The following is a 20,460-nucleotide window of genomic DNA, read 5'->3' as shown; positions in this document are numbered from 1 at the left end:
ACGCGCCTCAGCACGACCCTAGGTCTTTCTCATCGATCAAGAACCACATCTTCTTGGACTGGCCGGTCAACGCGGTGTAGACCATCTGGGCTTGTACCTTGTGGCGATTTCCGTTTGCGGGGATACCAGGAACAGGCTTGTGAGTCGCCTCGTAGCGCAAGGAAATCTTCGAAGTGTCCAGGCATGCATTCAGACGCACCTCCGGCTGGTCGGCCTTGAGTTTGACCGATGCCACGGTGACTCCCTCCACGGTGACTCTTCCGTTCGAGTACCAGCCGCGTTCCAGATTGAACTGCACGTCTGTCAGCACCTGGACGAGCCACTTGCCTCCAGTGCCGGCCTCCAGCAGCTTTTCCTTGGACGCGGCAGGCGGATTGTTGAGCGCCGTGTCAATGGCAGCTCGTGCCGCGACGTAACGCGATTTGGCGGCGGTGATCGCTGCCTGTTCCTCCGTGGTCCACGCCGCGGTCGATGGTGCCGTTGGCGTCGCGGGCGCGGTGGGGGTCGTTGAGGTGGGGGTGGTGTTTGGCCGGCCGGCTTCGGGGGAGCCGTTGCAGGCGGTCAGCAGGGTGAGGGTGCTGAGCGTGGCGACGGCGGCGAGTAGCGGTCGGCGGGGCATGTGGTGGGGCTCCGTTCTTGTGTGCTGTTGGTGTAAGGGTGGCATACGGAGGGTGTTCGAAGTCGGGGGTTGTCCACAGGTTGCAGGTTGTTGCAGAGGGCGGTGCACGGGACCGGTGGAGGGTGTGGGCCCGGGGTCGGGAGGGGTGGGTGGGAGACTTTGGCGTATGTCGCCTATTGGTCGTCGTCGGGGTCGGGGGGATGTTGGGCGGGGGGAGCAGAAGGTGGTGGTGGCGCCTGAGCCGCATCCTTCGGGGGCTCGGGTGCCGGCGGTGCCGAAGGAGCTGGTGCCGCGGCATGTGGCGATCGTGATGGACGGGAACGGGCGGTGGGCCAAGCAACGGGGGCTGGCGCGGACCGAGGGGCACAAGGCCGGTGAGGCTTCGTTGCTGGACGTGATCAAGGGCGGCATCGAGATCGGGGTGAAGTACATCTCGGCGTACGCGTTCTCGACCGAGAACTGGGCCCGGTCGCCTGAAGAGGTGCGGTTCCTGATGGGGTTCAACCGTGAGGTGATCCATCGGCGGCGTGACGAGCTGGACGCGATGGGGGTCCGGGTGGTGTGGTCGGGGCGGCGGCCGCGGTTGTGGAAGAGCGTGATCGACGAACTGGAGTACGCGCAGGAGCGGACCAAGGACAACGACACCATCACCTTGCAGTTCTGCGTGAACTACGGCGGCCAGGCGGAGATCGCCGACGCGATGAAGTCGATCGCGCACGAGGTTGCCGCAGGCAAGCTCCGGCCGGACCGGATCACCGAGAAGACGATCGCCCGGCATCTCTACGCGCCCGACATCCCCGAGGTCGACCTGTTCGTGCGGTCGTCCGGGGAGCAGCGGACGAGCAACTTCATGGTCTGGCAGCTGGCGTACGCCGAGATGGTGTTCCTGGACACGCTCTGGCCGGACTTCGACCGTCGTGACCTGTGGCGGGCGATCGAGATCTACGCGCAGCGGGATCGTCGGTACGGCGGTGCCGTACCGAACGAGGTCGCCGCGGAAAACTAAGGGTACGGGGCAACTGATCCGGGAACCGCGTGCGGGTCCGGGCGCGTCAATGGTCGTTGAAGGATTCCTCGACGACAGGAGTTGGAGCGTGCCGGAGCGCGAGACACCGCGGCAGATCGCGGAGCGGGAACTACTCGCTGTGCGGGAGGACGTCCAGCAGATGGCCGAGAGCATGCGCGCCAGACTGCAGCAGGACGAGCAGGACGAGCAGGACGAGCAGGACGGGCAGGACGGGCAGCACGGGCAGCACGAGCAGCACGAGCAGCACGAGCAGCACGAGCAGCACGGGCAGCACGGGCAAGACGAGCAGGGCAAGCAGACAGCAGGCGGGTGAAGCGGGACGTTGGGAGAGCTGATGGTGGATCTGGCCGAGGTCAAAGCGCGGACGCATGAGGTCGCGTCGGCGCTGAACGGGGCGCGGGCGGTCCTCGGGCGCGTCGAGAACCTGCTGGCTGAGCAGGCTGTCGATGAGGAGTTGACCCGGCGGCTCAACGACGTGCAGTCCTTCGGCAGGTCGGCCGAGCGGGTCTCCCGGTTGGAGCAGGAGGCGGTTCCCAAGCGGCGGGTTGCGTGGGAAACCGAGCATCCTCGGGCTGTTGCGGAGTCGCAGGAGGCCGACGCAGCGTTGGGTTCTGCGTTCAGGGACTCACTGGGCGAGGCGGGACCGATCCGGCCGAAGCTCCAGCAACCGTGGCAGGACCTCGCCGGGCTGCGCGACGACCTGCGCGTCAGCAGCGAGCAGCTGAAGAAGGCCATGGAGCACGCCGACGCGCTCGACCGTATGCCGGAGTACGACGGACCGAAACACCAGCTGGCGAACGTTCGCGGCGTCAAGGAGATCGTCGACAAAGCCGAGGAGGGGGTCGCGGAGGCCGCGGCGCGGGTCGACGCGGCGCGGACGATCGTGTTCCGGTTCGAGCAGGATCCGCCCGTGATCAGGAGCGGACAGCTCGCGACGGAGATCACGTCGACGAGCGACAAGTTGTGGAACGAGCTCTCGGGCGCTCAGGACAAGGTGCGCGACGTACGCGGTCCAGTCGGATCCAAGAGAGCCGATGTCGCGAAGGCGACCGATCAGGCGATCGGCGCGTCTGACGCGGCCAAGGACGCGCACAAGGCGGCCGAGGATCTGGCGAAGAACATGCAGGCAGGTACGACGCCCAGGCCCCCGTCGGCCCAGCACGCGGAGAGCAGCTCCCAGCAGGACTTGCGCCGCCGGCTGGACGGGAAGGCCCAGAGCAGCAGCGTCGAGCGCTAGCGCCCGGGGGAGGGGAGTAGGCCGCGTTCGATCGCGACGGTGACGGCGCGGGTGCGGTCGTCGACGTCGAGTTTGGCGAACAGGCGCTGGAGATGGGTCTTGACCGTGGCCTCGCCGATGAACAGTTCGCGGCCGATCTCCGCGTTGCTGAGACCGCGGGCCACGGCGGCCAGCACCTCGAGCTCGCGCGGCGAGGGTTGCGCGGCGGCGGGTGCGGCCGGCGTACGAAGACGTGACATCAGCCGCGCCGCGACCGGCGGGGCGAGCACCGTCTCACCGCGAGCGGCGGCCCGGATCCCGTTCAGCAGGTCGGCATGCGGCGTGTCCTTCAGCAGGTATCCCGCGGCGCCGGCCTCGACAGCGTGCAGGATCTCCGTGTCGGTGTCGTACGTCGTCAGCACCAGTACCCGCGTCGACGCGTACCCGGACACGATCGCCCCGGTAGCAGCGACCCCGTCCATCCGCGGCATCCGCAGATCCATCAGTACGACGTCCGGCTTGGTCGACTCCACCAGCGCGAGCGCCTCGGCCCCGTCGCCGGCCTCGCCGACCACCTCGATGTCGTCGGTCACCGACAGCATCCCGCTCAGCCCTGAGCGCACCACCGGGTGATCGTCGACCACCAGAACCCGAATCACACATCCTCCTGTACGGCCGGAATCAGGACCTGGACCCGGGTACCTCGACCGGGCGTACTCTCCACCTCGACGGTGCCGCCGGACTCCTCGACCCGGCCGCGCATTGCGCTCAGCCCGAAGCCGCCCGACTCCGATCCCGGCGTGAATCCGGTCCCGTCGTCGCGGATCTCGATCCACACCCGGCCGTCCGACAACCCCAGCGTGATCAGCACCTGCGTGGCCGCCGCGTGCTTACGTACGTTGGCCAACGCCTCCTGAGCCGACCGGAGCAAAACCACCTGCTGCGCCTGCGGCAACGCCGCGACCTCGTCGTCCGGCAGGTCCAGCGAGACCTGTACGTCGACACCGGTCTCGGCCGCGAACCGCTCCGCCTGCCGACGCAGTACCTCGGTCAATGTTGCCTCCGACAACGCAACCGGGGTGAACGCTGCAACCAACGCACGCGCCTCGGCCAGATTCTCCCGCGCAGTGTCCTCGATCGCCGCGAGCCGGGCTGCTGCGCCGTCAGTCCCGCCCCGGGAAAGTTCGACGGCGGCGGCCTGCGCGAGCATCACGATCGAAGTCATCCCCTGCGCGAGCGTGTCGTGGATCTCCCGAGCCATCCGCTCCCGCTCGGCCATCACCCCGGCGCTGTGGTGCGCCTCGGCGAGCTCGTCCCGCGCCGACTCGAGCTGCTCGATCAGCTCGGCACGCTGCTGGCTCTGGGTGATCACCTTCTCGATCCAGATCCCGAACAGCAGACTGACCACGAGACTGACCAGCATCCACGGCAGGATCTGCCAGAACGCTTCCCAGCCCCACCCGGCGCTCCACAACTGCGCCGTACCGACGCCGAGCACCAGCACCAGACTCAGCCCGATCCCTTCGCGGATGTCCTCGCACAGCAGCCAGATCTGCGCCGACGCGATGAACATCAGGAACACCGATTGCGGATAGATCCCGATCAGCACCATCAGGCAGGCGATCAGCACCAGCCGATAGGCGTACGACGGGAGCGCCCGCCGGGATCGGATCGCGTGCAGCCCGATGAACTGGTACGCCGCCCCGAGAACAACCACCGTGCCGGCGAAGAGCGCCTGCCGTGCCGTCCCGAGGTCCCCCAGGAACGACAGCGCCAGCGTCATCCCGAGCAGCACCCAGAACACGACGTGCCAACCGATCAGCGTCCGTGTCCACACGGGCTGTCCGGCGCCACCGCGAGAGCTCTGCACGGACCCCATCTTCCTCCACACCAGGATCCACACACGCGGACCGGTCCACGCCGGTGACAGGTCGGTACGACGCCGCTCCGGGAAAGAGGACGTCGTACCGGTGAGCTGGTTCATCAGCCCGCGTCCCGGCGGGTCCAGCGGAACACCCGCTGGGCGAGGAACAGGCCGACGATCAGCCAGACGGTGAGCACGATCGCGCCGGTGCCGAGCTGCCAGGAACCGCCCGGCTCGTTCACCTGGAACCCGTCCGGCAGGAACACCGAGCGCATCCCCTGGGCGAGCCACTTGAGCGGGAAGACCGAGGCGACGTCACGCATCCAGGCGGGCAGGCTGCTGTAGACGAAGTACACACCGGACATGAACTGCAGCAGCAAGACGATCGGCGTGATCACCGCGGATGCGGCCTTGCCGGACTTCGGTACGACGCTGAATGCGATCCCCAGCACCGACCCGGACGCCGCGCCGAGGACGAAGATCCAGGCGAAGTCCAGCCACTTCGACGGCTCGCTCGGGATGTCCACCCCGAGCACCAGCCCGGCGATCACCAGCAGCAGCGCGAACTGGGCGACCGAGGTGACCAGGACCTGGCCGATCTTGCCGATGAAGTACGACTGCGGGGGCATCGGCGTACCGCGGAGCCGCTTGAGCAGACCCTCGTCGCGCTCGAGCGCGATGCTGATCGCGAGCGACTGGAAACTGCTCAGGAAGATGCCGGAGGCGATCATCCCGGGGGTGAAGTACGTCGCGGCGTTGACGCCGTTGAAGTCGGTGCTGCCGAAGACGGCGGAGAAGATGCCGAGGAAGATGATCGGGAAGAAGAAGGTGAAGATCAGCGCCTCCTTCTCGCGGAAGAACTCGCGGACCTCGAGCTTGGTCCGGGCCAGGCCCACCGAAAGGGTGGACGGCAGGGGCTTGGTGTCGGCCATCAGAGTGCTCCAGCTTCGATCGCGACAGCGGCGTCGGCGGCGTTGGCCTTGCCGATCAGGTCCAGGTAGATGTCTTCCAGGCTCGGGCGGCGGACCTCGAGCTCGGGTACTTCGCCGTCGAAGCGCTGCATCAGCGCCGCGACCTCGGCGGTCGGCCGGTCGGTGCGCAGCTCGTGCGGGCCGTCGGCGTCGCTCCAGGAGACCCGTGCCGTCCGGGCGCCACGCCCGCCGAGCGTCTCCGGCGTACCGATCTCGATCATCCGGCCGTCGGCGATCACCCCGACTCGGTCCGCGAGGTGCTCGGCCTCGTCGAGGTAGTGGGTGGTCAGCAGGATCGTCGTACCGCTGGTCCGCAGGTTCTCGATCAGGGTCCAGAACTGCCGGCGCGCCTCGGGGTCGAACCCGGTCGTGGGCTCGTCCAGGAACAGCAGCTCCGGGTTGCCGATCACGCCGAGCGCCACGTCGAGCCGACGGCGCTGACCGCCGGACAGCTTGCGCGGCCGGGTCTTGCGCTTCTCCTCGAGCCCGACGGCGGCGATTACCTCGTCCGGGTCGCGCGGGTTCGGGTAGTAGGCGGCGTAGTGGCTGACCAGTTCGAGGACGGTCGACTCGGCCTCGTCGCGCGAGGTCTGCAGCACGATCCCGAGCCGGCTGCGCCACCGGCGGTCGCCGTTCGCCGGGTCCGTGCCCAGCACGCTGACCTCTCCCTCGTCGGCCCGGCGATACCCCTCCAGGATCTCCGTGGTCGTCGTCTTACCGGCTCCGTTCGGGCCGAGCAGGGCGAACACCTCGCCCCGGTGGATGTCCAGATCGACACCGTCGACCGCGACCTTGTCCGGGTACCGCTTGACCAGGCCGCGCACCCTCACTGCGTTGTCGTTCTCCATGCCTCAACTCTCGCGGCCCACCACCGTCCCCCGGGAGCACCGCCCGACGGACTCCCTGTCCCCCGACCGGTGGACAGAGGTGTACGTAAGAACAGGAGGTGGTGGGGTCAACCGGGTCGCGGACGCCCGGGTTCAGGCGGGAGGAGTCGTGTACGTAGACGACTACGTCCTGTTCTTACGCACACCCACACGCCGGGGAGGCTGACGTGGACGGGCCATGGCGGTTAGGTTCGGGGAATGGCTCAGACGGTGCGTGGTGTGGTGGCGGCGGGCAAGGGTGCGCCGGTGTCGATCGAGGAGATCACGGTCCCGGATCCGGGTCCCGGGGAAGCGGTCGTGAAGGTGCAGGCGTGCGGGGTCTGCCACACGGATCTGCACTACCGCGAGGGCGGGATCAACGACGACTTTCCCTTTCTGCTAGGGCATGAGGCCGCGGGGATCGTGGAGTCGGTCGGCGACGGCGTGACCGACGTACAGCCGGGTGACTTCGTCGTACTGAATTGGCGGGCCGTCTGCGGCAACTGCCGCGCCTGCCTGCGCGGCCGGCCCTGGTACTGCTTCAACACGCACAACGCCAAGCAGAAGATGACGCTCGCGGACGGCACCGAGCTGAGCCCCGCACTCGGCATCGGAGCGTTCGCGGAGAAGACCCTGGTCGCGGCCGGGCAGTGCACGAAGGTCGACCCCGCCGCCAAGCCCGAGGTCGCGGGCCTGCTCGGCTGCGGCGTGATGGCCGGCCTCGGCGCCGCGCTCAACACAGGCAACGTCGGCCGCGGAGACACCGTCGCCGTGATCGGCTCGGGCGGCGTCGGTACGGCGGCTGTGGTCGGAGCACGCCTCGCCGGAGCCGCGAAGGTGATCGCGATCGACCTCGACGAGCGCAAGCTCACCACCGCGCAGGAGCTCGGCGCGACGCACACGATCACCTCGAAGGGGCTGGACCACGACGGGGTCGTCGCGGCGGTGCAGGAGCTGACCGGCGGGTTCGGCGCCGATGTGGTGATCGACGCAGTTGGTCGTCCGGAGACCTGGAAGCAGGCGTTCTACGCGCGCGACCTGGCCGGCACCGTGGTGCTGGTCGGCGTACCGACGCCGGACATGCGCCTCGACATGCCCCTCCTGGACTTCTTCGGCCGCGGCGGCTCCCTGAAGTCCAGCTGGTACGGCGACTGCCTCCCGTCTCGCGATTTCCCGATGCTGATCGACCTCCATCTCCAGGGCCGCCTGCCGCTGGATCGCTTCGTGTCCGAGACGATCGCGCTCGAGGACGTCGAGGACGCGTTCACGAAGATGCACCACGGCGACGTACTGCGGTCGGTCGTCCTGTTCTAGCGAGGAACCCGGCGGCGACGATGCCGATCGCCGCCGCCAGGGCGATCGCCCGGCTCGTGGCCGGGAACGAGTGCGTCGACAGGTACAACGTTCCGAAGATCGTGACGCCGCCGACCTGGCTCAGCTGCATGGCGGTCGTGAGGATGCCGCTCGCGTCGGCCGCGCGCGGCAGCGGGACGTGCGCCAGAGACTGGGTGACGAGCGGGCTCGCGGATAGACCCATCCCGGCTCCGGCCAGGAGCAGAGCCGGCCACTGGAACGGTCCGATGCCCGCGTAGCCGAGGGTGCAGAGCGCGAGGCCGACCGGGACGAGGAGGTGGTGCAGCCGGCTCGGGACCAGGCGCCAGAAGTAGCCGACCAGACCGAAGGTGACGGCGAACGGGAGCCAGGTCAGCCCGGCCCGCATGGCTGATTCACCGAGCTCGGTCTGCAGATGAAGGGTGAACGCAAACAGGAATCCACCCATCGCCAGCAGCATGCATACCATCGTCAGGAGACCGGTCGGCAACCCGCGGGCGCGCAGGACCTCGAGGTTGAGCAACGGGTCGGCCGTACGGCGCTCGAACCGGACGAACACCGCCGCGACAACCACACCGGCGGCGATGCAGCCGAAGGTCCACAGCGGCCACCCGAGCTCGTGCCCGACCACCGCCGGCAGCACCATCAGCAGTACGGCGCAGGTCGACAACGCCAGCCCGGTCACGTCGAGGCGACGGGTTGCGGCCGGCCGGTCCGCCGGGATCGACTGCGGCACCAGGATCGCCAGGCAGATGCCGACCGGGACGTTGACCAGGAACACCGACCGCCAGCCGGAGCCGAGAAGGTTCGCGCCGACCAGGAGGCCGCCTGCGATGAGCCCGGCGATCTGGCCGGCGGACAGCGTGACGCCGTACGCCGACAGCGCCTTGGCGCGGGCCGGTCCGGCGAAGTGGGCCTGGATGAGGCTCATGATCTGCGGCACCATGATCGCCGCGGCGACGCCCTGGACGAACCGGAACAGCACCAGCGGCAGGACCGCGGGCGCCAGCCCGCAGGCGAGGGACGCGAGCGTGAAGAGGATCGCTCCGGTCAGGTACATCCGGCGGCGGCCGAAGAGGTCGCCGAGCCGGGCGCCGGTGATCAGCGTCATCGCGTACGCCACCAGGTAGCCGCCGACCACCAGTTGCAGCCAGGCGCCGGAGGCGTGGAACCCGGAGCCGATGGCAGGCATCGCGACATTCACGATGGACGTGTCGAGCAGCGCCATGAACTGGCCGAGCAGCAGGACGGCGAGCATCAGCCCGCGCCGGGTGCCGGCATCGACAGCGCGATCGGTGGTTACAACGGTCATCAGGTTTTCTCCCTCGTCTGCACGGGACGTGGGTGTATACCTGGCGCGTCGGCCGGATTCATCGGCGGCGGACCGATGATTTTCCCGTGGTTGCGCAGTACGTACTCCCGCAACCGGACTGTGGGAGGCTGACCTCGATGGACCGTGACGACTTCGACCGGCGGGCCGAGCCGTACCGGCACGAGCTGCTGGTGCACTGCTATCGCATGCTCGGATCGATTCACGACGCGGAAGACCTGGTGCAGGAGACCCTGCTGCGGGCGTGGCGGGCCTACGGCACGTACGACGAGCAGCGGGCCTCGCTGCGGACGTGGCTGTACCGGATCGCCACGAACGCCTGCCTGACCGCGCTCAAAGGTAGAGGCCGTCGCGCACTGCCCTCGGGGCTGGTGAGTGCGACCGAGGACGCCCAGGCACCGATCGAGCTGTCGACGGACGTGTCATGGCTGCAGCCGTTCCCGACCGATCCCGCGGCGGCGATGGTCGCGCGGGGGAGCCTGCGGTTGGCCCTGATCGCGGCCATGCAGTACCTGCCGGCACGGCAGCGCGCGGTCCTGGTACTTCGGGACGTCCTCGACTGGCCGGTTGCGGACATCGCCGAGGCGCTGGAGACGACGTCCGCGAGCGTGAACAGCGCGCTGCAGCGGGCCCGCGCCAAGCTCGCCGAGATCGACATCACCGAGGACGACGTCGACGAGCCCGACGACCGAGAGGTCAAGTCCGTCATCGACGACTACGTCCGGGCGTTCGAGGCCGCCGACGTCGACGGCCTGACCCGGCTGCTCACCGACCAGGTCGTCCTCGAGATGCCGCCGGCTCCGCTCTGGTATGTCGGCCGCGGTGCGTACGGCGAGTTCATGGCCCGCGTGTACGCGATGCGTGGACCGGCCTGGCGAATGCTGCCCACGGTCGCCAACGACCAGCCGGCCGTCGGCGCCTACGTGCGCGGGGACGACGGTCGTTTCCACGCCCACAGCCTGCAGGTGTTCACGGTCGCCAAGGCCGGCATCACCCACAACGTGGTCTTCTTCGGCCAGGAGCTCTTCGCATACTTCGGCCTGCCGTCAGACCTTGAATGAGATCCACAGATCGGGGGTCGCGTCCGGCTTGCCGGCGATCGGGCGGGCCTCCTGGGTCCACACGTCGCCGGAGACCTCCATCGCGACCCGCTGCCAGAACCTGACCGCCTTCTCGTTGTTCGCCTGGAACGCGACGTCGCACGGACCGGGGTGATGCGACAGCACTTCCTGGACCGCGCGCAGCCCGAACCCACTGCGCCGTACCGCACGCACCATGAAGAACGCGTTCAGCACGTGCACCGGCTGCTGCAGCGCTCGCATGAAGCAGAAGCCGACCGGGTTCTCGCCCAGCGAGATCAGGTACCCCGCCCACTCCGGATCGCCGGTGAGGACCTTCTCCAGCCACTCGGTGCGGAAGCTGCCGTCGGGTCGCGGGAGCTGGCCCTGGAACTCGGACATGTCATGGCGGAACATCAGCCACAGCCGCTCCATCACCGGTCGGTCGGACGGCTGGACACGGCGCACCACGAGATCAGGCATGGGTCTCCTCAGAAACTTGTTTAGAACGCAGAAAAGCCTCCCGCCGGAAGAGTCCGGTACGGAAGGCTTACTGCGGTCAGTTTATCAGTCCCGTGGAGCGGTCTGCCCGGCGACCCAGCTCATGTCCGGGTAGCGGTTGCCGACCGGCGTGAGCTTCGACAGCGCCTCGACGTCAGCGGCGGACAGCGCGAGGTCGAGCGCCCCGAAGTTCTCCTCCAGGTACTTGCGCCGCTTCGTCCCCGGGATCGGCGCGACGTCGTTGCCCTGCGCAAGCACCCAGGCGAGTGCGACCTGTCCGGGGGTCGCGTCGTACCGTGCGGCCACCGCGCGGATCTCCTCGACCAGCGCGAGGTTCGCCTCCAGGTTGTCGCCGGTGAAGCGGGGGAGGGTACGGCGGAAGTCGTCGGCGGGGAGCTCCGTGGGCAGTGCGCCGGTGAGCATGCCGCGTCCGAGCGGCGAGTACGGCACGATCCCGATGCCGAGCTCGCGGCAGGCCGGCAGCACCGACTCCTCGATGTCCCGGCTGAACAGTGACCATTCGCTCTGCACGGCGGTGATCGGATGTACGGCGTGCGCCCGCCGGATCGTCTCCGCCGACGCCTCGGACAGCCCGAGGTACCGCACCTTCCCGGCTTCCACCAGCGACGCCATCGCGCCGACGGTCTCCTCGACGGGTACGTCGGGATCCATCCGGTGCTGGTAGTAGAGGTCGACGTGGTCGACGCCGAGCCGCTGGAGCGACGCGTCGATCGCGGACCGGACGTACTCCGGCGAACCGTGCACTCTGCGCACCGCCGGGTCCCGCGGGTCGCCGACGATGCCGAACTTCGTCGCGAGGAACACCTCGTCGCGGCGATCGGCGATGGTCCGGCCGACGAGCTCCTCGTTGGCGCCGAACCCGTACATGTCAGCGGTGTCGAGGAACGTGATGCCGAGGTCGAGCGCCCGGTGCAGCGTCGCGGCCGACTCGTTGTCGTCGGCCGCGCCGTACGCGAAGCTCATCCCCATACAGCCGAGTCCGAGCCGGCTGACCTCGGCGCCTTGGCTACCCAGTTTCATGATTTCTCCCATCAGAAGGCATGGCTCCGCCGGCCGAACGTGCGCAACGGTCGGCTGAGCTGAACGGTTGGTTACGGGGCGGCGGTGCCGCCGTACACGGTGATCTTGTAGTCGGTCACCGCGAGGGCGAGCTGCAGATCGCGCAGCTGCCGCTGGATCCGGTCACGGTGCTCCTGCATCAGGGCGAGCCGCTGGGGTGCGGTGTGGTCGCCCTCGAGCACCAGCTCCAGGTAGTGGCTGATCGTGCCGATCGGCATGCCGGAGGCACGCAGCCTGCTGATGAACACGATCCGCGCCATCGCCCGCCGGTCGTAGCTGCGGTACCCGGCGGTGTCCCGGCGTACGTCGACCAGGCCGATGCGCTCGTAGTACCGCAGGGTGTGCGCGGTCAGGCCGGTGAGCTCGGACGCCTCGGCGATCGACAGCTGTTCGGGCAGATCGTCCGGCAGCTCGAGCAGGCACAGCAGGTCCGGATCGATCGGCTCCAGCTCCGGGTGGTGTGCCGCGATGGCAGCCCGGCGGTCCGTGGCGAGCAGTTCGGTCGCGTTCATGTCTACGACCGTATGCCTTGGAGCGCGCTCAAAGGCAAAGGTGACCTACGTCACTCGACCTTCTGGCATTCGGCGCAGGTGCCGAAGATTTCCAGGGTGTGGCTGATGTCGGCGTAGCCGTGCTCGGCCGCGACCTTGTCGGCCCAGCGCTCGACGGCGGGGCCCTCGACCTCGACGGTCCGGCCGCAGCTGCGGCAGACCAGGTGGTGGTGGTGACCCTTCGAGCAGCGCCGGTACGCCGTTTCGCCGTCGGCGGTGCGCAGTACGTCGACCTCGCGGGAGTCCGCGAGCGCCTGCAGGGTGCGGTAGACAGTGGTCAGGCCGACGGCCTCACCGGCGGACCGGAGCTCCTGGTGGATCTCCTGGGCGGTCCGGAAGTCGTCGATCTTGTCGAGCGCGAGCGCGACCGCCGCGCGTTGACGGGTCGAGCGTGTTCCGATAGCCACCGTTCCTCCTGACATCTCTCTACCGCCCTCCAGTCTCTCAGAACCCAGCAACCCAATGCTGCATCAGTGCTCGTCCCAGTGATCCCCGTGCGCCGCGTGCAGGTGACCGTCGTGTACGTAGTCGACGTGGTCCCCGTGCTCGACCTTCTTGTGGCCACAGGCCGGGTTGTGCGCGTGCGGGTGCCCGGCACTCACCACATGTGGCTCCGGTGCCGGTACGCCGACCTCCGGCTCCTCATCCGCCAGCGGACGTGCCCGACCGGCCCGCCGACGCAACAGCGTCCCGACTGTCGCAGCCACCACGAACCCGGCGAGAGCCAGTACGACGATGGTCGCACCCGGTGCCACGTTCGCGTTGTACGACGTGACGATGCCGGCCAGACACGCCAGCACACCGATGACACACGCGGTGATGAACGTACTGCGGAACGACCGAGTCACCTGCTGCGCTGTCGCCACCGGGACGACCATGAGCGCACTGACCAGAAGCAGTCCCACCGTGCGCATCGCGACCGTCACAGTGACCGCAGCCATCACAGCGATCACCAGGTTGAGCAGCTGGACCCGGAGTCCCGTCGTACGGGCGAACTCCTCGTCCTGGCACACCGCGAACAGCTGCGGACCCAGGCCGATCGCTACGACCAGTACGGCGACTGCGAGGCCGACGACGACGTACAGGTCGCTCTGGGAGACCGTGGTGAGTGAACCGAACAGGTACGTGTTCAGCGTGGCTGCGCCCTGACCTGCGAGGCCGATGAGCAGCACGCCGCCCGCGATACCGCCGTAGAACAGGAGGGCGAGCGCTACGTCGCCAGTGGCCTTGCCGCGGGCGCGGACCAGCTCGATGGCGGTCGCGCCGGCGATCGAGACGATGATGGCGGTCAGCACAGGTGCGCTACCGGTGAGCAGACCGAGCGCCACACCGGTGATCGCGATGTGGCCGATGCCGTCACCCATCAGCGACAGCCTCCGCTGCACCAGGTACGTCCCGATAGCGGGCGCCGACAGCCCTGTGAGCAGCCCGGCGATCAGGGCCCGCTGCATGAACTCGAGCTGGAACATGGTCATGGGGCCTCCCGGCCTGGACTGAGGAGCGCAGGGAGCGAAGCGACCGAAGCGACGAGGGAAGGCCGGGAGTTACAGCCCCATGACCCGCCGCGCCGGAGGCGTGGCATCAGCAGAGTCATGAGGTCAGCCAACCGGGGTCGTCGTCGGTGTGGGAATGGTGGACGTGGGCGTGGGTCTGGGAGGCGTGCGGCGGGCCGTCGTACACGACGCGGCCGCGGCGCATCACGACCGAGCGGTCGATCAGGGCGTCCATCGGGCCGAGGTCGTGGCTCACCATCACCACGGTCGTGCCGCGGGCGACCCGCTCCCGGACCGCGTCGGCGAAGATCTGCTGGCTGGCCAGGTCCACGCCGGCCGTCGGCTCGTCGAGGATCAGCAGCTCCGGGTCGGACACCAGGGCCCGGGCGATCAGCACCCGCTGCTGCTGCCCGCCGGACAGCTCGGCGACCGCATCCTTCCGACGGTCGGCCATGTCGACGACCTCGAGCGCGTCCTCGATCGCCTGCTTGCCGGCGGCACCGAGCGGGGCGAACATCCGCCTCTTCGAGAGCAGACCGGACGACACCACCTCGTACACGGTCGCCGGTACGCCGCCGGCCGCGGTGATGCGCTGCGGCACGTACCCGACCCGCCGCCACTCGCGGAACCGCGGGACCGGCGTCCCGAACAACCGGACCTCGCCACGCGCCGCCGGGAGCAGCCCGACGACGGTCTTGATCAGCGTGGACTTACCGGAGCCGTTGGTGCCGAGCACGGCGACCACCTCGCCCTGGCGGATCCGCAGGTCGATACCCCGAAGCACCAGACGGCCGCCCAGATCGACGGACAGATCGTCGACCTGGACGGCCCTGGCGGAGTCGTTCTCGGATGTCACGAGCAGCCGTTCGCCTTCTGCAGTTCTTGCAGGTTCTCCTGCATCAAGGTCAGGTACGTTTCCTTGGAGTTCGCGTCCGACAGGCCCTCGATCGGGCTCAGTACGGCGGTCTTGACGCCGACGTCCTTCGCGATCGTCTCGGCCACCTTCGGACTGACCAGCTCCTCGTAGAAGATGGTCGTCACGTGCTGGGCCTTCACGATGTCCTGGACCTCCTTGATCCGGGCCGGTGCCGGCTCCGCGTCGGGCGTGAACCCGGCGATCCCGACCATCGTCAGACCGTACCGCTTCGCGAGGTACGCGAACGCCTCGTGGCTGGTCACGAACGTCTTCAGCTTGCACGTCGCCAGACCCGTCTTGTACGCCGTGTCGAGCTTGCCGATCTGCTCGAGCAGCGCCTTCGCCCGCTCGTGGTACCCGGCGGCGTTGGCGCCGTCGACGCTCACGAGCTTGTCCTCGACCGCCTTGACGACCGCGGCGTACCGCACCGGGTCGAGCCAGAAGTGCGGGTCGAGGGCACTGTCCTTGTGGGCGGCCTTCTCTGCACCTTCCTCGTGCTCCTCGAAGTCCGCGCCGGTCGCCTCCAGCTGGGCGGCCGGGGTGATGTCGAATCCGGCGTCCTTCGCGTTCTGCTCGACGGCCTCGTCGACGGCCGGCTGCAGCTCCTTCTCGAAGACGACCAGCTTCGCCTCCGCGATCTCGCCGACCTGCTTGGGGGTCAGCTCGAGGTCGTGAGGCTCGACACCGGGCGCTGTCAGCGTGGTCACGTTCACCGCATCGCCCCCCACTGTGCGGGCGATGAACTCGAGCGGGTAGAACGAAGCCACGACGTCGAGCTTGCCGCCACCGGTGCCGTTGCCAGTGTCGTCGGCGGAGTCGCCGCACCCGGCCAGGGTGAGGGCGGCCAGGGCGGTGGCGCCGGCGAGGACAGCTCGAAGACCAGATTTCATGACAATCATTTTCATTTAATTGGAACTGATTGTCAAAACAGGGAGTTCACGATGGCCAGCCGCAACGTCGGGCGACGACGTGCCGACCACAAGGGCAACCGCCGACGGACACTCGCTATTCCGCAAGGACACGGCCACGGACACGGACACGGTCACGGTCACGGTCACGGCGACCACGTGGTCGACACCTCGGTGGTGAACTCCGACGCGGTCGTCGCCCGCCGCGTCCGGATCGTCGTCGCCGCGGTCCTGATCCCGTTGATCACCGCGGCCGTGGTGCTGATGATCGCGCTCTGGCCGGGCGGGGGAGTGAAGGTCGACTCGTACCAGACCAGCACCGCCCGCGGCGAGGTGACCGCGATCAAGGCGTGCCCGGATCCGAAGGACAAGTGCGAGCTGGCCACGGTCAAGTTGAGCAACGGTCCGGACAAGGGGAAGGCGGTGCCGGTCGAGGTGCCGAGCGCCGGCCAGACCCCGTTCGCGATCAAGGCCGGTCAGTCGGTGATGCTCGGCATCCAGGAGGGCGCGCCGCTCGACCAGCGCTACCAGTACGTCGACCACGACCGGTCGAAACCGCTGCTGATCCTCGCGGTGATCTTCGCGATCGCCGTGGTCGCGCTGTCCCGGTGGCGGGGGTTCGCCGCCCTGATCGCGCTGGGGGTGACCGCCGTGATGCTCACCCAGTTCATCCTGCCGGCGATCCTGAAGGGCTCGAATCCGCTGGTGGTCGCCGTCGTCGGCGGGGCCGTGATCATGACGATCGCGGTGTTCCTCACGCACGGGGTCAATGCGGAGTCGTCGATCGCGCTGGCCGGGACGATCGCCGCGCTCGGGCTGACCGTGCTGCTCGGCTGGTTCTTCGCCAAGTTCTCGCAATTGAGCGGGCTGGCCGCCGAGGGTGCGTCCACGGCCAAGTCGTTCGCGCCCAACCTCGATCTGACCGGTCTGCTGGTGGCAGGGATGGTGATCGGAGCGTTGGGGGTCCTCGACGACGTCACGGTCACGCAGGCGGCCGCCGTGTGGGAGTTGTCCGCCGCCAACCCCGCGGCGAGCCGGCGTGAGCTGATGTCCGCGGGCCTGCGGATCGGCCGGACCCACGTCGCTTCCGTGGTCAACACGCTGGTTCTCGCGTACGCCGGTGCCGCGATGCCGGTGCTGATCGTGTTCGCGATCCAGGACCTGCCCACGCTGTCCGTGCTCTCGACCGAGTCGGTCGCGATGGAGGTGGTCCGCGGTCTCGTCGGCAGCCTCGGGATCATCGCGGCTGTCCCGCTCACCACCGCACTCGCCGCAATGGCAGTCGCGGACCGCTCCCGCGAACTGGTCGCCGACGCCGAACGGCTCTGACCGAAAATCAGCCCTTCCGCCCAGCCCGCAAGACTTCTACAGTGCAAATAGGTCACGGAGAGTCCGCCCGCACTCACCTTCCGCGACCTAACGGGGTGAGGAGCGCGGATGAGGTTCTGTCATCGGGACGGGTCTACCGTTCATCTGGGGTACTGCGCGACGGTGCATCCGGCCGCGGAGCTCGAGGAGCTGATCGCCGGTCTCGACAGCTGCGCGGGCGCGGTCCGCTCGGCACTCGGCGTACCTGTCCTCGGGGTCGGCCTGTGGTTTCCGCATCGGCTCGCCGATCGTCTCGCGAACTCGCCGGCCGCGCTCAGCAAGCTTCGCCGGGCGTTGCAGCGCAACCGGCTCGAGGTCGTGACGCTGAACGGCACACCGCACGCACAGTTCGCCGACAAGGTCGTCGGTACGAAGCTGTACTGCCCCGACTGGACCGACCCCGAGCGACTCCGCTACACCTTCGACCTGATCGACGTGCTCGCCGAACTGCTCCCCTCGGACGCCGCGTACGGATCGATCTCGACCGTGCCGCTCGGCTGGCGGGTGCCCTGGTCGAAGGAGCGGAACCGTGCCGCGCGCGAGGCGATCGATCGCGTCGAACAGCACCTGGCCCGGACCGAGTCCAGGACCGGCCGGAGGATCCGGATCGCCGTCGAGACCGAGCCGGGCTGCGTCCTCGAGATGATCGGCCAGGCCGCCGCGTGGCTCGACCGCTACTCCAGCCCGTACGGCGGTGCGTCGCGTATCGGACTGGGGCTCGACACCTGTCATCTCGCTGTGCAGTTCGAGGATCCGGCCGAGTCGTTCGAGCTGCTGTGGCGAGCGGGTGTGGATGTGGTCAAGGCGCAGCTGTCCCTCGCGCCGACGCTCGTGGACCCGGGGGACGCGTCCGGTCGGTACGTACTCGGTCAGCTCGGCACACCGAAGTACCTGCGCCAGGTACGTGAGTGGGGCGGACCTGGGGTGGACGACGTGGCACAGGCCTACGAACTGTCCGGTCACGCCGCCTGGCGGATGCACGCCCACCTGGCGGCCCACGCTGCGCCCCCAGATCCGTTGAGCGCGACAACCGGCGTACTGGACGACTGTCTGACCAGACTGGTGGGTGGTGGGCATCCACTCACGCACCACCTGGAGTCAGAGGTGTACGTGTGGCCGCGTGCGGCCAGAACCCAGCAGGCGTTGGCGAAACGGATCGCCAAGGAGCTGACCTGGCTACGCGACCGCCTGACCGCCCTTGGACTGAATGAGGTCTGAGTAGTCGGGGAGTGGTACGGCCGTCAGTGCCTTGCCGGCGGCGTTTCGTGACCAGATGAGCCGCTGCACCGGGACCGGCAGCTTCGATACGGCGGCAGCCGCGAACGGCATCAGTTCGAGAGCCGCACGTCCACCGGGAATGATCCCGCGCATCGTGGTCGGTCCGATCCCCCGGGTGAGCTCGACATGTCGCCGTACGGCCTTCTCGTAGTTCTTCAGGCCGGACGGCGGATCGCTGCGGGCCGCGGCCAGCTCACCGGCGAGGATGTACGCCGTCACCATCGCGAGACTGGTGCCGCCGCCCACGGCCGGGCCCGGGCAGAACCCTGCGTCACCGACAAGGGCGATGCGGCCCCGTTGCCAGCTGTCGAGCGTGATCTGCGTGATCGAGTCGAAGTAGAAGTCGTCGGCCGTGTCCAAGTGCTCCAAGAGCTGGGGCACCTTCCAGCCGTAGTCGCCGAACTCCTTCACCAGTAAGACCTTCTGTTGCTCCTTGTCCCGGTAGTCGTACCGCAGTTCCTCCCGCTTCCGGAACAGGAACGTCGCGCGCTCCTGACCGGTCTGGTAGACGCCGTACGCGCCGCACAGCTTGTCGACGCTGAGGTGGCCCAGCATCCGGTCGCCGAGACCGAGCACCGGCGGCATCGAGTACACGGCGAGGTAGCCGCCGAGTGGCCGGCGCATCGACTCCTCGGGGCCGAAGGCGAGTCGCCGGACGTTCGAGTGCAAGCCGTCCGCGCCGATCACCAGGTCGAAGCGGCGCTCCCGGCCGGAGTCGAAGGTGACGTCGACCCCGGCGCCGTCGTCGTGCAGGGTTGCGATCGAGTCGCCGAACAGGTACTCGGCGGTGTCGCGGGTCGCGTCGTACAGGATCTTGGTGAGCTCGCCGCGGAGGATCTCCACGTGATCGCTCGAGATGCCGGCGTACAGGCGGGTGAGGTCGATGTGCACCGGTCGCCGGCCGAACCGCTCGATCGTCATCGTGTCGAGCCGGGTGCGGGACGCCTCGATCGCGTCGAGCCGCCCCATCCGGCGGGCGACCTCGGCGGCCGGGCCGAACAGGTCGACCGCGTGGCCGCCGAGGCCGTGCCGTCCGGCCGGGGTGCGTTCGACGAGCGTCGGCTCGAAGCCGTAGCGGTGCAGCCAGTGGGCGAGGACCGGGCCGGCCACGCTCGCACCCGAGATCAGGACCTTCATGGCGCCTCCCTGACGTTTGTTTACTTATCGGAAGGTAAGTAAACGACAGCGGGGTTGTCAATGGCTTACTTACCGGAAGGTCAGCTAATCTTCCGGGTATGCCGAGACAACGGACCGGTGACACCCGGGCGCGGATCCAGCAGGCCGCGCTGGAGCTGTTCGCCGAGCGCGGGATGCAGCAGACCAGCCTGCGCGACATCGCCGATCGCCTCGGCGTCACCAAGCCTGCGCTGTACTACCACTTCGCGTCCCGCGAGGACCTGCTGAACAGCCTGGTCGAGCCGATGATCGCCGAGTTCGAGGCGTACGCCGCGGCGCAACAGGCGGCCGCCCCGATCCCGCCGCGGGAACTGCTCGGCTCGTACTTCGACCTCGCCTACCGGCACCGCGCGCTGATCCAGCTCGCGATCCGCGACCTCTCGGTGCTGCACGAACTGAAGCTCGCCGAGCGCTTCATCGAATGGCGCGGCACGCTCGCGGAACTGCTGATCGGCACCAGCCCGTCGCTGTCCGACGTGGTCCGCTGCATGGTCGCGCTCGGCGGACTGTCCGACTGCGCGGTGATGATCGACCACGAGCCCGTCGCCGAACTCCGTGAGGCTGCGGTCGAAGCGGCGTACGACAGTCTCGGTCGCCCTGACTAACCGGTGGCGATCCGCGAGACCGCGAACAGCAGGATGACGAGGATCGAGAAGATCCGCAGGAACCGCGGTCCGGCCGTCGTCACCGCCGGCCACGACAGGAACGCCAGCCAGCCGAGCAGCAGCGCCAGCAGCAGCACCCCCACGGGCACCGGCGCGAACACTCCGACCAACGCCAGCAGGAGCGTGATCCCCGGCAGGGTCAGCTTCGGTGCGGCATGCAGCTTCGCGACGTACGGGTAACTGACCTTCGTGATCCGCTGCCGCAACGGACTGCTCGGGGTGCTCATGCCGCCATTGTTCC

At 68.5% G+C, this 20,460-nt stretch carries 23 protein-coding genes; 8 read left to right on the top strand and 15 right to left on the bottom strand.

The window, feature by feature from the left end; all coding sequences use genetic code 11:
• Window positions 1–7 precede the first annotated feature (7 nt).
• A complete protein-coding gene (locus EV647_RS06840) occupies window positions 8–619 on the bottom strand; it encodes a hypothetical protein (protein ID WP_134000024.1) in 612 nt (203 codons plus the stop codon).
• Between the two features lie 166 nt (window positions 620–785).
• On the opposite strand from EV647_RS06840, the gene EV647_RS06835 reads away from it, so the two are divergent.
• From EV647_RS06835 to EV647_RS06825, 3 genes are all read left to right on the top strand, one after another.
• Entirely contained in the window at window positions 786–1,625 is an 840-nt protein-coding gene (locus EV647_RS06835; RefSeq protein ID WP_238177061.1) for an isoprenyl transferase, read from the top strand.
• A gap of 88 nt (window positions 1,626–1,713) precedes the next feature.
• Complete coding sequence (locus tag EV647_RS41905) at window positions 1,714–1,959, top strand: hypothetical protein (RefSeq protein ID WP_166680234.1); 246 nt, start codon at window positions 1,714–1,716, stop codon at window positions 1,957–1,959.
• A 21-nt stretch (window positions 1,960–1,980) separates the two neighbouring features.
• Window positions 1,981–2,883, top strand: a complete 903-nt coding sequence (locus tag EV647_RS06825) for a hypothetical protein (RefSeq protein ID WP_134000018.1) — start codon at window positions 1,981–1,983, stop codon at window positions 2,881–2,883.
• On the opposite strand, the gene EV647_RS06820 is transcribed toward EV647_RS06825, so the two are convergent.
• The 4 genes from EV647_RS06820 to EV647_RS06805 are packed head-to-tail and all read right to left on the bottom strand — an operon-like array spanning window position 2,880 to window position 6,545.
• A complete protein-coding gene (locus EV647_RS06820; protein ID WP_131342889.1) occupies window positions 2,880–3,521 on the bottom strand; it encodes a response regulator transcription factor in 642 nt (213 codons plus the stop codon). The two genes, EV647_RS06825 and EV647_RS06820, sit on opposite strands and share 4 nt — an antisense overlap.
• The gene (locus EV647_RS06815; protein ID WP_238177060.1) at window positions 3,518–4,846 is read right to left on the bottom strand and encodes a sensor histidine kinase; all 1,329 of its coding nucleotides are present in this window, start codon (window positions 4,844–4,846) and stop codon (window positions 3,518–3,520) included. Before EV647_RS06815 ends, EV647_RS06820 begins: the two co-directional genes overlap by 4 nt.
• Window positions 4,846–5,658: an ABC transporter permease gene (locus EV647_RS06810; protein WP_134000015.1), complete on the bottom strand. Its 813-nt coding sequence runs from the start codon at window positions 5,656–5,658 to the stop codon at window positions 4,846–4,848. The genes EV647_RS06815 and EV647_RS06810 overlap by 1 nt, the downstream gene beginning before the upstream one ends.
• Window positions 5,658–6,545: an ABC transporter ATP-binding protein gene (locus EV647_RS06805; RefSeq protein WP_134000012.1), complete on the bottom strand. Its 888-nt coding sequence runs from the start codon at window positions 6,543–6,545 to the stop codon at window positions 5,658–5,660. Before EV647_RS06805 ends, EV647_RS06810 begins: the two co-directional genes overlap by 1 nt.
• Window positions 6,546–6,782: 237 nt before the next feature.
• Here EV647_RS06805 and EV647_RS06800 point away from each other — a divergent pair, with 237 nt between their 5' ends.
• Window positions 6,783–7,877 carry an S-(hydroxymethyl)mycothiol dehydrogenase gene (locus tag EV647_RS06800; protein WP_134000009.1) on the top strand — a complete coding sequence of 365 codons (1,095 nt, stop codon included), beginning with the start codon at window positions 6,783–6,785 and terminating at the stop codon, window positions 7,875–7,877.
• Here the strand turns inward: EV647_RS06800 and EV647_RS06795 are convergent.
• The gene (locus EV647_RS06795; RefSeq protein ID WP_134000006.1) at window positions 7,828–9,207 is read right to left on the bottom strand and encodes an MFS transporter; all 1,380 of its coding nucleotides are present in this window, start codon (window positions 9,205–9,207) and stop codon (window positions 7,828–7,830) included. The two genes, EV647_RS06800 and EV647_RS06795, sit on opposite strands and share 50 nt — an antisense overlap.
• Before the next feature lie 137 nt (window positions 9,208–9,344).
• On the opposite strand from EV647_RS06795, the gene EV647_RS06790 reads away from it, so the two are divergent.
• A complete protein-coding gene (locus EV647_RS06790; protein WP_134000002.1) occupies window positions 9,345–10,286 on the top strand; it encodes a sigma-70 family RNA polymerase sigma factor in 942 nt (313 codons plus the stop codon).
• On the opposite strand, the gene EV647_RS06785 is transcribed toward EV647_RS06790, so the two are convergent.
• The 7 genes from EV647_RS06785 to EV647_RS06755 all read right to left on the bottom strand — a co-directional run bounded on the left by EV647_RS06785 (window position 10,272) and on the right by EV647_RS06755 (window position 15,714).
• Window positions 10,272–10,766, bottom strand: a complete 495-nt coding sequence (locus EV647_RS06785; RefSeq protein ID WP_133999999.1) for a GNAT family N-acetyltransferase — start codon at window positions 10,764–10,766, stop codon at window positions 10,272–10,274. The genes EV647_RS06790 and EV647_RS06785 overlap by 15 nt on opposite strands.
• An 84-nt stretch (window positions 10,767–10,850) precedes the next feature.
• Window positions 10,851–11,825 (bottom strand): aldo/keto reductase, encoded by a 975-nt coding sequence (locus EV647_RS06780; RefSeq protein ID WP_202876056.1) that lies wholly within the window; start codon window positions 11,823–11,825, stop codon window positions 10,851–10,853.
• 71 nt (window positions 11,826–11,896) lie between these two features.
• Window positions 11,897–12,376 (bottom strand): MerR family transcriptional regulator, encoded by a 480-nt coding sequence (locus tag EV647_RS06775; RefSeq protein ID WP_133999993.1) that lies wholly within the window; start codon window positions 12,374–12,376, stop codon window positions 11,897–11,899.
• 50 nt (window positions 12,377–12,426) lie between these two features.
• Complete coding sequence (locus EV647_RS06770; protein ID WP_238156594.1) at window positions 12,427–12,822, bottom strand: Fur family transcriptional regulator; 396 nt, start codon at window positions 12,820–12,822, stop codon at window positions 12,427–12,429.
• Between the two features lie 63 nt (window positions 12,823–12,885).
• Entirely contained in the window at window positions 12,886–13,890 is a 1,005-nt protein-coding gene (locus tag EV647_RS06765) for a metal ABC transporter permease (protein WP_133999990.1), read from the bottom strand.
• 115 nt (window positions 13,891–14,005) lie between these two features.
• A complete protein-coding gene (locus EV647_RS06760; protein WP_133999987.1) occupies window positions 14,006–14,764 on the bottom strand; it encodes a metal ABC transporter ATP-binding protein in 759 nt (252 codons plus the stop codon).
• A complete protein-coding gene (locus EV647_RS06755; protein WP_133999983.1) occupies window positions 14,761–15,714 on the bottom strand; it encodes a metal ABC transporter substrate-binding protein in 954 nt (317 codons plus the stop codon). The genes EV647_RS06760 and EV647_RS06755 overlap by 4 nt, the downstream gene beginning before the upstream one ends.
• Before the next feature lie 51 nt (window positions 15,715–15,765).
• On the opposite strand from EV647_RS06755, the gene EV647_RS06750 reads away from it, so the two are divergent.
• Entirely contained in the window at window positions 15,766–17,061 is a 1,296-nt protein-coding gene (locus EV647_RS06750; protein ID WP_133999980.1) for a YibE/F family protein, read from the top strand.
• Window positions 17,062–17,169: 108 nt separating this feature from the next.
• Window positions 17,170–18,318: a metabolite traffic protein EboE gene (gene eboE / locus EV647_RS06745; protein WP_133999977.1), complete on the top strand. Its 1,149-nt coding sequence runs from the start codon at window positions 17,170–17,172 to the stop codon at window positions 18,316–18,318.
• Here eboE and EV647_RS06740 read toward each other — a convergent pair.
• The gene (locus EV647_RS06740; RefSeq protein WP_133999974.1) at window positions 18,277–19,515 is read right to left on the bottom strand and encodes an FAD-dependent monooxygenase; all 1,239 of its coding nucleotides are present in this window, start codon (window positions 19,513–19,515) and stop codon (window positions 18,277–18,279) included. The genes eboE and EV647_RS06740 overlap by 42 nt on opposite strands.
• 98 nt (window positions 19,516–19,613) lie before the next feature.
• Between EV647_RS06740 and EV647_RS06735 the strand changes: the two genes are divergently transcribed.
• A complete protein-coding gene (locus EV647_RS06735) occupies window positions 19,614–20,159 on the top strand; it encodes a TetR/AcrR family transcriptional regulator (protein WP_133999971.1) in 546 nt (181 codons plus the stop codon).
• Here the strand turns inward: EV647_RS06735 and EV647_RS06730 are convergent.
• Window positions 20,156–20,446 (bottom strand): DUF6703 family protein, encoded by a 291-nt coding sequence (locus EV647_RS06730; RefSeq protein ID WP_133999968.1) that lies wholly within the window; start codon window positions 20,444–20,446, stop codon window positions 20,156–20,158. The two genes, EV647_RS06735 and EV647_RS06730, sit on opposite strands and share 4 nt — an antisense overlap.
• Between the last annotated feature and the right edge of the window lie 14 nt (window positions 20,447–20,460).

Origin of the sequence: Kribbella sp. VKM Ac-2566 (genome assembly GCF_004366005.1) — a bacterium.
In the GTDB taxonomy this organism is placed as follows: domain Bacteria; phylum Actinomycetota; class Actinomycetes; order Propionibacteriales; family Kribbellaceae; genus Kribbella; species Kribbella pratensis.
Note: the sequence above shows the minus strand (reverse complement) of the source record. Positions and strands in the feature narration are given on the sequence as shown.